General features: G+C 70.0%; 12 protein-coding genes. 7 read left to right on the top strand and 5 right to left on the bottom strand.

What is annotated here, in order from left to right:
• Positions 1-158 precede the first annotated feature (158 nt).
• The 6 genes from ACWCRD_RS19135 (at position 159) to ACWCRD_RS19160 (ending at position 5,341) form a co-directional block, all read left to right on the top strand.
• Positions 159-1,487: an ABC transporter substrate-binding protein gene (locus tag ACWCRD_RS19135; protein ID WP_450966973.1), complete on the top strand. Its 1,329-nt coding sequence runs from the start codon at positions 159-161 to the stop codon at positions 1,485-1,487.
• Positions 1,484-2,407: a carbohydrate ABC transporter permease gene (locus ACWCRD_RS19140; protein ID WP_450966974.1), complete on the top strand. Its 924-nt coding sequence runs from the start codon at positions 1,484-1,486 to the stop codon at positions 2,405-2,407. Before ACWCRD_RS19135 ends, ACWCRD_RS19140 begins: the two co-directional genes overlap by 4 nt.
• Positions 2,404-3,309, top strand: coding sequence for a carbohydrate ABC transporter permease (locus ACWCRD_RS19145; RefSeq protein ID WP_450966975.1), 906 nt, complete (start codon positions 2,404-2,406; stop codon positions 3,307-3,309). The genes ACWCRD_RS19140 and ACWCRD_RS19145 overlap by 4 nt, the downstream gene beginning before the upstream one ends.
• A complete protein-coding gene (locus ACWCRD_RS19150; protein ID WP_450966976.1) occupies positions 3,306-4,337 on the top strand; it encodes a LacI family DNA-binding transcriptional regulator in 1,032 nt (343 codons plus the stop codon). Before ACWCRD_RS19145 ends, ACWCRD_RS19150 begins: the two co-directional genes overlap by 4 nt.
• Positions 4,338-4,503: 166 nt before the next feature.
• Positions 4,504-4,854: a VOC family protein gene (locus ACWCRD_RS19155; protein ID WP_450966977.1), complete on the top strand. Its 351-nt coding sequence runs from the start codon at positions 4,504-4,506 to the stop codon at positions 4,852-4,854.
• A gap of 73 nt (positions 4,855-4,927) precedes the next feature.
• Positions 4,928-5,341 carry a MarR family winged helix-turn-helix transcriptional regulator gene (locus ACWCRD_RS19160; RefSeq protein WP_450966978.1) on the top strand — a complete coding sequence of 138 codons (414 nt, stop codon included), beginning with the start codon at positions 4,928-4,930 and terminating at the stop codon, positions 5,339-5,341.
• 22 nt (positions 5,342-5,363) lie between these two features.
• Here the strand turns inward: ACWCRD_RS19160 and ACWCRD_RS19165 are convergent, their stop codons facing one another.
• Positions 5,364-6,344 carry a L,D-transpeptidase gene (locus tag ACWCRD_RS19165; RefSeq protein WP_450966979.1) on the bottom strand — a complete coding sequence of 327 codons (981 nt, stop codon included), beginning with the start codon at positions 6,342-6,344 and terminating at the stop codon, positions 5,364-5,366.
• A 109-nt stretch (positions 6,345-6,453) separates the two neighbouring features.
• Positions 6,454-7,053: a TetR/AcrR family transcriptional regulator gene (locus tag ACWCRD_RS19170; RefSeq protein WP_450966980.1), complete on the bottom strand. Its 600-nt coding sequence runs from the start codon at positions 7,051-7,053 to the stop codon at positions 6,454-6,456.
• A 100-nt stretch (positions 7,054-7,153) separates the two neighbouring features.
• On the opposite strand from ACWCRD_RS19170, the gene ACWCRD_RS19175 reads away from it, so the two are divergent.
• The gene (locus tag ACWCRD_RS19175; RefSeq protein WP_450966981.1) at positions 7,154-8,068 is read left to right on the top strand and encodes an oxidoreductase; all 915 of its coding nucleotides are present in this window, start codon (positions 7,154-7,156) and stop codon (positions 8,066-8,068) included.
• Here ACWCRD_RS19175 and ACWCRD_RS19180 read toward each other — a convergent pair.
• From ACWCRD_RS19180 to ACWCRD_RS19190, 3 genes are all read right to left on the bottom strand, one after another.
• Positions 8,065-9,144: a hypothetical protein gene (locus ACWCRD_RS19180; protein WP_450966982.1), complete on the bottom strand. Its 1,080-nt coding sequence runs from the start codon at positions 9,142-9,144 to the stop codon at positions 8,065-8,067. The two genes, ACWCRD_RS19175 and ACWCRD_RS19180, sit on opposite strands and share 4 nt — an antisense overlap.
• Positions 9,145-9,180: 36 nt before the next feature.
• Positions 9,181-10,305, bottom strand: a complete 1,125-nt coding sequence (locus ACWCRD_RS19185; RefSeq protein ID WP_450966983.1) for a hypothetical protein — start codon at positions 10,303-10,305, stop codon at positions 9,181-9,183.
• Between the two features lie 180 nt (positions 10,306-10,485).
• Positions 10,486-10,614 (bottom strand): hypothetical protein, encoded by a 129-nt coding sequence (locus tag ACWCRD_RS19190; protein WP_450966984.1) that lies wholly within the window; start codon positions 10,612-10,614, stop codon positions 10,486-10,488.
• Positions 10,615-10,639 lie beyond the last annotated feature (25 nt).

Below are 10,639 nucleotides of genomic sequence, written 5' to 3' on the forward strand. Positions count from 1 at the left end.
GCACAGCAACAACCATTGACAAGTGTCCGGGATGTTTCTCTACTGTGAACGCTCACAGAGAGCGTCTCAGGCCTCCGCGACGCGCGGGGGCCGGGCTCCTTGTGATTCGCATGGCAGGTTTCCGCACCAGGCGGGGACCCAGGTCAGGGGAGAGATCCATGCCCAACACGAAGCGCAGCCGGCTCAGTCGAGTGGCAGCATCCACCATCGCCGTCGCCCTCGGCGCCACCGCCCTCGCCGCCTGTGGCTCGTCCGGCTCGGACAGCAAGACCGAGTCGGGTCCGGTCTCGCTGACGTACTGGACCTGGACGCCCGGCATGGACAAGGTCGTGGACCTGTGGAACAAGGGTCCGGGCAAGAAGGACCAGATCACGGTCACGGTGAAGAAGCAGGCGTCCGGCGACTCGCTGATCACCAAGATCCTCACGGCGCACAAGGCGAAGAAGGCGCCCGACCTGGTCCAGGCCGAGTACCAGGCGCTGCCGACCCTGGTCAGCAATGACGCGCTGGCCGACATATCGAAGGACGTCGGCGACACCAGGAGCAACTTCGCCGACGGCGTGTGGCAGCAGACCACGCTGGGCACGGACGCGGTCTATGCGATCCCGCAGGACATCGGGCCGATGATGTTCTACTACCGCGCCGACCTGTTCAAGAAGTACGGCCTGACGGTCCCCACCACCTGGGAGCAGTTCGCCCAGACGGCCCGCGCGCTGAAGAAGAAGGCCCCGGACAAGGACCTCACCACCTTCTCCGCCAACGACTCCGGACTCTTCGCGGGCCTCGCCCAGCAGGCCGGCGCCAAGTGGTGGACGACCTCCGGCAGCAAGTGGAAGGTCGGCATCGACGACGCGGCCACCAAGAAGGTCGCCGGCTTCTGGGGCGGCCTGGTCAAGGAGGGCGCCATCGACAACCAGCCGATGTACACCCCGGCCTGGAACAAGGCGCTCGACACCGGCAAGCAGATCGCCTGGGTCTCCGCCGTGTGGGCGCCGGGCACGCTGACCACCGCCGCGCCCGACACCAGGGGCAAGTGGGCCATGGCCCCGCTCCCCCAGTGGTCCGCGGGCGAGAACGTCACCGGCAGCTGGGGCGGTTCCTCCACCGCCGTCACCACGGACTCCGCCCATCAGGCGGCCGCCGCCAAGTTCGCGGCCTGGCTGAACACCGACGGCGGTGCGCTGCAGGCGCTGGCCAAGGACAGCGGCATCTACCCGGCCGCGACGAACGCCCAGACCAGCGGCGCCTTCGCGCAGCCACCGGCGTACTTCTCCAACCAGGCGGACTTCTACACCAAGGCCGCCGCGATCGCGAAGACGACGGCGCCCTCCGCCTGGGGCCCGAACGTGAACGTCGCCTACACGACCTTCAACGACGCCTTCGGCGCCGCCGCGAAGAACAAGTCGGACTTCACCGCGGCCCTGGCCAAGATGCAGGAGGCCACGGTCGCCGACCTCAAGAAGCAGGGCTTCGAGGTCTCCGAGTGACCACCGCACGCCGCAGGTCGTACGGGGTCAAGGGGGCCCCGTACGCCTTCCTTGTCCCCGCCTCGCTCCTCTTCGCCCTGTTCTTCGCGCTGCCCATCGGCTACGCGGTCTACCTCAGCTTCCGCAAGGTGCATGTCTCCGGGCTGGGCCTGGGCGCGAATGCCCGGAAGGAAGTCTGGGCCGGCCTGCAGAACTACACCGACGCCCTCACCGACAACGAGTTGCTGGACGGGGCGCTGCGCGTCCTCGGCTACGGCTGCATCGTGGTGCCGGTGATGCTCGGCCTGGCCCTGCTGTTCGCGCTGATGCTCGACTCGGACAAGGTGCGGTTCGCGCCGTTCACCCGGCTCGCGATCTTCCTGCCGTACGCCATCCCCGGCGTGGTGGCGGCCCTGATGTGGGGCTTCCTGTATCTGCCCGACGTCAGCCCCTTCTACTACCTGCTCGAGAAGCTGCACGTGCCGCAGCCCAATCTGCTCGACGGCGGTCCGCTGTATCTCGCCATGGCGAACATCGCGGTATGGGGCGGCACCGGCTTCAACATGATCGTCATCTACACCTCGCTGCGGTCCATCCCGGCCGAGGTGTACGAGGCGGCGAAGCTGGACGGCGCCACGCCGCTGCAGATCGCCCTGCGGATCAAGATTCCGATGGTGGCGCCCTCGCTGGTGCTGACCTTCTTCTTCTCGATCATCGCGACGCTGCAGGTGTTCAACGAGCCGACCACCCTCAAGCCGCTGACCAACTCCCTGCCGCTGACGTGGAGTCCGCTGATGAACGTGTACCAGGACGCGTTCCGCAAGGGTGACATCTACCAGGCGGCCGCCGAGGCCGTGATCATCGCCCTCGCCACGCTCGTTCTGTCCTTCGGCTTCCTGCGGGCCGCGAACCGTCGTCAGAAGCAGGAGGCGGCACGATGAGTTCTCTTGCCGTACACAAGGCCCCGTCGGCGGCAGGCACCACCGGTGCCGCCCAGGGCCGTCCGCCGCTGCGCCGCCGTATCGCGCTGGTCCCGACGATCACGCTGGTGCTCGGCGCGGTCTACACGCTGCTGCCGGTGGCGTGGGTGATCATCGCGTCCACCAAGTCGGGCCGTGAGCTGTTCTCCACGTTCACGTTCCTGCCGGGCACCGGCTTCGCCGACAACATCAAGCAGCTGAACGCCTACCGCGACGGCGTGTACTGGAAGTGGATGGGCAACTCCGCCCTGTACGCCGGTCTCGGCGCGCTGCTGTCCACGGTCGTGTCGTCCTTCAGCGGCTACGCGCTCGCGACCTACCGCTTCCGCGGCCGCGAGACAATGTTCAACATCCTGCTCGCGGGTGTGCTGATGCCGCCGATCATCCTCGCCATCCCGCAGTACCTGCTGCTGGCGAAGGCCGACCTCACGGACTCCTACCTGTCCGTGATGCTGCCGCAGATCCTCTCCCCCTACGGCGTCTACCTCGCCCGCATCTACGCGGCCGCGGCCGTCCCGGGCGATGTGGTGGAGGCCGGGCGGATGGACGGGGCGAGCGAGTGGCGGATCTTCACCCGGGTCGCGCTGCCGATGATGGTGCCCGGCCTGGTGACGGTGTTCCTGTTCCAGTTCGTGGCGATCTGGAACAACTTCCTGCTGCCGTACATCATGCTCAGCGACGACGAGAAGTTCCCGATCACGCTCGGCCTGTACACGCTCTTGGAGCAGGGTTCCAACCAGCCGGCGCTGTACACCCTGGTGATCACGGGTGCGTTCCTCGCGGTGCTCCCGCTGATCGCGCTGTTCCTGGTCATCCAGCGCTTCTGGAGCCTCGATCTGCTCTCCGGGGCCGTAAAGTCATGACCATGAGCAACTCGGGGGGCCGACGCAGACCGCCGACGATCCACGACGTGGCCCGCGAGGCGGGTGTCTCGCGGGGCACCGTCTCGCGGGTGCTCAACGGCGGGCACTACGTCAGCCCGTCCGCCCAGGAGGCGGTCAACGCCGCGATCCGCAAGACGGGTTACGTGGTGAACCGGCACGCCCGTTCGCTGATCACCGGGCGTTCGGACTCGGTCGGCTTCCTGCTGACGGAACCTCAGGAGCGGTTCTTCGAGGACCCCAACTTCAATGTCCTGCTGAGCGCCTGCACCCAGGCGCTGGCCGCGCACGACATCCCGCTGCTGCTGATGCTGGCGGGCACCGAGGACGAACGGCGGCGCATCACGCGGTACATCACCGCGGGGCACGTCGACGGGGTGCTGCTGGTGTCCAGCCACTCCGGGGACCCGGTCGCGGAGCAGCTGCGCGAGGCGGGGGTGCCCCTCGTCCAGTGCGGCAAGCCCATGGGACTCGGCTCCAAGGTGAGTTATGTGGCCGCCGATGACCGGGACGGCGCCCGTGACATGGTGCGCCACCTGCTGTCGCGGGGGCGCCGCCGGATCGGCATGGTGAGCGGGCCGCTGGACACCCCGGGCGGTGTCGATCGCCTAGCCGGTTACAAGGAGGTGCTCACGGAGGCCGGCGTCGAGATCGACGAGCGGCTCATCGTCTCCGGCGACTACAGCCGGGCCAGCGGCGAGGCGGGCTGCGAACGGCTGCTGGCGCAGGCCCCGGACATGGACGCCGTGTTCGTGGCCTCCGACCTGATGGCACAGGGCGCCCTGGCGGCGCTGCGCCGCGCGGGCCGCCGGGTGCCCGAGGACGTGTCCGTGGGCGGCTTCGACGACTCCATCGCGGCGACGGAGGCCGTCCCCGCCCTCACCACGATCCGCCAGCCCTACGACCGCATCAGCTCCGAGATGGTTCGGGTGCTGCTCGCGCAGATCGGCGGCGAGGACCCGGCGGCGGTGATTCTGCCGACGGAGCTGGTGAAGCGGGACTCGACGTAAGGACTCCGCAGGGGGCGCGCCGGTCGGCGACACGGCGACCGGCGCGCCCTCGCCCCCGGCCGGCCCGGTCGACCGGTCAGGATCGAAGAAGCCGATTCCCCCTCCCCCGCCCTAGCGTGAGAGCACCGACGAAAACCGTCGGCCCACCACTGCGGAGGAGCACACCATGACCGCCGGTCTCAAGACGATCATCTACCCCGTCAAGGACATCGCCCGGGCGAAGGCCCTCTTCAGCGCCCTGCTGCAGACGGAGCCGTACGCGGATGCGCCGTACTACGTCGGCTTCAAGGACGCCGGACAGGACGTCGGCCTCGACCCCAACGGACACGCGAAGGGCCTCACCGGACCGGTGCCGTACTGGCACGTCGACGACATCCGGGGCCGGCTCGCCGCCCTGGTGGACGCGGGTGCGGAGGTGGTGCAGGACGTTCAGGACGTCGGCAACGGCCGCCTGATCGCCTCGCTGAAGGACGCCGACGGCAATCTGGTCGGACTGCTCCAGGACCCGCCCGCCTGACCACCGCCAGGCTGCATGCACCCGCATTCATTGCACAGTCAACTAATGGCTGATTCGGTGTTACCGTGCAGGTATGGCAGTGAAGACGGCCGAGTCCCGGCTCGAGGAGAGATGGCGCGACATCCTCTCCGTGCATGCCCGCACGATGTGCGAGATCGACCGGGTCCTCCACCCGCACGGCCTGGGCGCGAGCGATTTCGAGGTGCTCGACATCCTCGCGTCCGAGGCGCCCGGCGAGGGCGACCAGTGCCGGGTGCAGAACCTCGCGGGACGGGTCCATCTCAGCCAGAGCGCGCTGTCCCGGCTCATCGGCCGGCTGGAGAAGGACGGCCTGGTGCGGCGTTCCGTCTGCGCGGAGGACCGGCGCGGGGTGTATGTCGCCCTCACGGGCAAGGGCCGCGACCTGCACACCGAGGTGCTGCCGCTGCAGCGCGAGGTGCTGGCCCGGCTGCTGGGCGGCCGGGCCACATCCCACGGTTCTCCCTAGAGCTCCTGCCGAGCTCTCGGCCTCACAGCTGTGCGGCCGTCTGCTCCCCGGCCGCGCTCCCTGCGAGCCACTGGGACCAGCTCAGGTTGAACGCGGCGTAGCCGTTGTCGGCCGAGGCCTTGCCACGGGGCGAGCCGGTGACGGTGACCGGGTCGCCCTGCTTGACCTGGCCGTAGAACCACTTGGCGTCCGACATGGACAGATGGACGCAGCCGTGCGAGCCGCGGGCGCTGCCGCTGCCCGGGTTGGGGTCGCCGGTCGAGTAGTGCACGTAGGTGCCGGACTGGGTCAGGTGGACGTCCCAGGGCAGCGTCAGGTCATAGAAGTTCGGGCTGCTCTTGTCGCAGCTGATGCCGACGCTGCAGGAGGTCATGTGGACCTTCTCCTGCTTGTCGATGACGGCCATCGTGCCGTCCCACGTCGGGTACTGGGCGCTGCCCGCATTGATCGACAGGGTGCGCACCAGCTTGCCGTTCCGGGTCACCTTCATGGTGTGGCCGGTCACCGAGACGTCCGCGCGCACGTCGTCGCCGATGGTGAAGGTGTGCGTGTACCCGTGCACGCCGTAGCGCCCGTTGCCGTTGCTGATGCCCTTCAGGTCGGCGTCGATCTTCACCTTCGTACCGGAGGGCCAGTACGTCTTCGGCCGCCAGTCGGCGCGCCGGTCGCCCATCCAGTGCCAGGCACCGGCCACCGGCTGCGAGGCGCTCACCTTCATGTGCTTCTCGACGGTGGCCCGCGCCTTGGCCGCCACCGGGTTGGTGAAGATCACCGAGATCGGCATGGCCACACCGACCGTGGTTCCCGTCTGCGGGGTGATCGTGTCCAGCAGCATCGGCGGCCCCGCGGGCTTCGTCGGTGACGGCGAGGCACTCGCGCTCGCCTTGCCCGCCTTCCCGTCGTCCGCGCTCGCCTTGCTGCTGCCGGCTCCACCGCAGGCACTCGTACCCGCCAGCACCGCGACTGTGACGAGTGCGATCCCTATGCCCTTGCGCCGTCCCACGACCTGCCCCGCTCTCTCGCTCCTCGGCCCCGAGGGGCCTGCTTCCCTGTCAGACAGTTACGACACGGGCGGCAGTTGCATCAGGCGGGCAGATCTTTAGTGATCCATGTCACGCCGGCGCGGCGCCTCGCAGCATGAACGCGATCACGTCGTCCAGCCCGTGCTCGTCCGCCTCGGGGGGCAGCATGCCGGTCACCGCGAGGTCGGCGTAGCCGTGCAGGGCCGCGAACACCGGAAGGCCGACGCGCTCCATCGGGCCCTCCCGCACCTCACCCTGGGCCTGTCCCTCGCCGATCAGCCGGACCACCAGGTCCGACCAGCGCTGCTCGGCCTCGCGCAGCGCGTCGGAGGCCTCCGGATCGTGCTTGATCGAGTACATCAGGTCGAGCAGCTCGGCGTTGTCCCGGGCGAAACCCACATACGCACGGACCATCGCGTCGAGCCGCTTCGCGAACGTCTCGCCGACGCCGTCCTGCGAGGCCCCGAGGACGGCGGTGAGCCGCTCGAATCCGGTCAGCGCGAGCGCGTCCAGCAGTGCCTGCTTGTCCTTGAAGTGACGGCTCGGCGCGGCATGGCTGACGCCGAGGTCACGGGCGAGTTCGCGCAGGGACAGCGCGGTCGGCCCCTTCTCCCGGAGCGTGTCCTCGGCACGGGTCAGCAGGGCGGCGCGGAGGTCTCCGTGGTGATAGCGGCGGTTGCGGGTGTGCATGGGCGCCAGTGTATCGGTCATGTTTGTGGCGCCTACATTGTTGTCGCCGTCACTATTGTTGTCATTGACAGCATTGTTGGCGCCGCCTACATTGGCGGTCATGACTACTTCACCCAGCAAGTGGAACGTGACCGACATCCCCGACCAGACCGGCCACACCGCCGTCGTGACCGGCGCCAACAGCGGACTCGGCATCGCCACCGTCGAGGCACTCGCCGGTGCCGGCGCGCATGTGGTGCTCGCCGTACGGGACGTGAAGCGCGGAGAAGCCGCCGCCGCGGGTGTGCGAGGGAGCGTGGAGGTGCGCCGGCTCGACCTCGCCGATCTCGCCTCGGTGCGCGAGTTCGCCGCCGGCTGGCAGGGCGGCCTCGATCTGCTGATCAACAACGCGGGTGTCATGAACATCCCGGAGTCCGCCACCAAGGACGGCTTCGAGATGCAGTTCGGCACCAATCACCTGGGCCACTTCGCCCTGACGAACCTGCTGCTGCCGCACATCACCGACCGGGTGGTGACCGTGTCGTCCGGTGCACACAGGATGCCGGGCAGCCCGCGCATCCACTTCGACAACCTCAACCTCACCGGCGAGTACGCGCCCATGACGGCGTACAGCCAGTCCAAGCTGGCCAACCTGCTCTTCACCCTCGAACTGCAGCGCCGCCTGGCCGAGTCGGGCTCGTCCGTACGTGCCCTGGCCGCGCACCCCGGCTATGCCGCGACGAATCTCCAGAGCCATGACGGCAGTGCACTGCGCCGCGCCCTCATGCGGGTCGGCAACCGTTTCATGGCCCAGGACAGCAGGGCCGGCGCACTGCCCACGCTGTACGCCGCCGTGCAGGACCTGCCCGGTGCGAGCTACGTCGGCCCGGACGGCCTCGGCGAGATGCGCGGCGCCCCGACCCTGGTCGGCCGCTCGCCGGCGGCCAGTGACCCGGCGACCGCCCGCCGTCTGTGGACGGTCTCCGAGGAACTCACCGGGGTGGCCTTCCCGCAGCCGGCCTCGGTCCCGGCCTAGCCCGCCATCAGGTCGTTCTCGACGGCGGGCGCCACCCGGTCGAACCAGAGCTGCGTCTGCGCCGGTTCGAGTACGCGGTCCAGTTCCAGCGTGGGCGTCATGTGCTCGAAGACGCGGCCTACTCCCATGCCGAAGGTGCCGTTGGGCGGGTGCAGGACGAGCACGCGGGTGCCGTCGAGCGGTTCGATGTCGGCGGGGATGCCCTCGGGGTACACGTACGCGCCATGGCCGTCGAAGAGTCGGAAGCGCCGTATCGCGGGGTCGCCCGCGCCCAGGCCGGGATCCCCCGCGGTTGCCGCCTCGACCCACGTGCGTGCCGGGCGCTCCCCCGCCACCAACCCCTGCTCGGGATCGCCGATCAACCGGTCGGCGAGGAGGGTGTGCAACTGGAAGTTGTCCCCGATGCCGCCCATCGTCAGGGCGTACCCCCTGCGGGTGCGGGGGTCCAGGGCGAGCAGCGGCTCGTCGTCGAGGACCGCGGCCAACTGCCCCGCCCAGGCAGCGCGTTGTGAACGGTCTGCGACTGCGGCGGCGTGCTCGCGCAGTCCGGCCTTGACCGGGGCGGCGACGGCCGTCCGGAAAGGGCCGCGGGCGAGGAGTGTGATCAGTGCCTTGAGCCAGTCCTCCATGTCGAACCAGGACATGGCCATGCGGGTCAGGAACCCTTCGTCGGCGCCCTGCCGGGCCAGCTTGCCGAGGGTCTTCACCAGCCGGTCGGTGCTCTCGCTCACCGGCTCCGGCAGCGGTCGCCAGCGGGTCGCCCTGGCCCAGAACTCCGGCAGCGCCGCATTGAGCATCATGGCTTCCGAGGCCCGTTGCGGCAGGACGTCGACCAGGGCCATGGGCGATCCGCCCCATTCCACACAGGCCCCCGCCAGCACGGCCGCCTTGGCGTAGTCGCCCTGCAGGCCGCGCAGCCACGGGGCAAGGGCCTCGATCACCGCGGTCGCGCTCCCGGGGCCGCCGGCACGGGCGGCCTCGCCGAGTCGGCGCATGGCCTCGCGGTATCCGGGGCCGGAGCGGGACCTCATCTGGGCGACGAGTTCGTCGACGAGCCGGGTGATCTCTGTGGGCACGGCCGCACGCTAGCAAGCGCTCCGGACGGCCCGTGCTCAGGGACCGCTGCCGGCTGACGGGTCCGGGTGCCCCGGCCGGTCCTCGCCGGGTCTGCGATCCGCCGGTCTGCGGGGCGGGATCGGCGTCGACGCGAAGGCGCGCGGCCCCGTCCACAGGGCGGGTACCGCATCGCAGCGGTGGCACATCTCGTAGGCGATCGCCTCGTAGTTGACCCGCCAGCCGTGGAAGTGCGGCCAGGCGTCGGCGACGCTGCGTTCGGCATGGAAGCCCGCCGCCTCCAGCATCGCGACGGCGGCCTCGAACTCGGCGTAGGTGAGACGCAGGGCGGCGTCCGGAGGGGGATCAGGGTCGAAGGGGAAGCGCTGGACGCGGGCGATGTCACGCAGCGCGGTGAAGCCGGCCCGCAGCACCAGGCGGGCCTCCGGCGGGGCGGTGCGCGGGGTGAGCGCCAGCTGTACGGCCGCCGCGTCCATCACCGCGACCAGGCCCACCAGCCAGTGCCGGTAGGGCCGGGGCGAGCGGAACGCCATCAGGACCGGGTACGTGGAGTGGCTCTCGCCGATGTCGGAGGCCAGCCGCTCCCAGGCCCGGTACAGCTCCGGCAGCGCGGTCTCGGTGTCGACCAGCCACTGCCTGGCCAGGATCTCCGGGCCCCAGGCGGGCTCGCCGGCCCGGGACTGCAGCAGGGTCACCTCCAGCTCGCGTCGGTTGTAGGCGGCGTAGAGCGTGGGCAGGTAGGCGATCTGCAGGGCGATCAGCACCGGTCCTGTGGCCGCAGCGACGAAGTCGAGCACGGACAGCCGCAGCCGGTCGCCACTGGCGAAACCGAGGGTGAGCAGGCTGGAGCCCGCCTCCCGGAAGGAACTGCCCCAGGACAGCCCGGACACGGCGTGCAGCAGCAGCCCGAAGCCGGCCAGTGCTCCGCCGAGCCAGGTCGCGAGCATGCCGATCAGGATCAGCGGGGCGAGCCAGGTCTGTGCGCGATCGACGGCGCCGTAGCCGCCGCGTACCGCGGCCAGCCGCAGCAGGCGGCGCAGCACCCACCACAGCCGGTACACCAGCATCGAGTAGAGCCCGCGCGGCACCACCAGGGTCCGCACCACGCTGCCGGCCATGACCGCAAGCAGCAGCCCGCCGGCCACGCCGGAGATCCACGTCATGCGGCCATTGTGGACCGCTCCGGCGTGCGGTGATCAGTTACGGCCGGGGAGGCGAAGGACCGGGTGATCGGTGAGGTCGGGCAAGGCGGTCAGGACCGCGGAGACCGTCGGCATGCCGCCGTACTCGCCACGACGGGCCGCCCCCAGGTTCGGACACGGCACCTCCCGGCGGTGAGGTCATCACTGCGGCCGCGGCGGGCAGAGGACCGGGTGATCGGTGAGGTCGGGCGAGACGGTGAGGACCGCGGAGACCGTCGGCATGCCGCCGTACTCGCCACGACGGGCCGCCCCCAGGTTCGGACACGGCACCTCCCGGCGGTGAGGTCATCACTGC

The sequence above is a fragment of the Streptomyces sp. NPDC002092 genome, from assembly GCF_053593775.1.

Coding starts and splice junctions, on each gene's coding strand:
- ACWCRD_RS19150 (WP_450966976.1), top strand. CDS start 3,306: ATGACCATGAGCAACTCGGGGGGCCGACGCAGACCGCCGACGATCCAC.
- ACWCRD_RS19175 (WP_450966981.1), top strand. CDS start 7,154: ATGACTACTTCACCCAGCAAGTGGAACGTGACCGACATCCCCGACCAG.
- ACWCRD_RS19155 (WP_450966977.1), top strand. CDS start 4,504: ATGACCGCCGGTCTCAAGACGATCATCTACCCCGTCAAGGACATCGCC.
- ACWCRD_RS19145 (WP_450966975.1), top strand. CDS start 2,404: ATGAGTTCTCTTGCCGTACACAAGGCCCCGTCGGCGGCAGGCACCACC.
- ACWCRD_RS19185 (WP_450966983.1), bottom strand. CDS start 10,305: ATGACGTGGATCTCCGGCGTGGCCGGCGGGCTGCTGCTTGCGGTCATG.
- ACWCRD_RS19170 (WP_450966980.1), bottom strand. CDS start 7,053: ATGCACACCCGCAACCGCCGCTATCACCACGGAGACCTCCGCGCCGCC.
- ACWCRD_RS19160 (WP_450966978.1), top strand. CDS start 4,928: ATGGCAGTGAAGACGGCCGAGTCCCGGCTCGAGGAGAGATGGCGCGAC.
- ACWCRD_RS19135 (WP_450966973.1), top strand. CDS start 159: ATGCCCAACACGAAGCGCAGCCGGCTCAGTCGAGTGGCAGCATCCACC.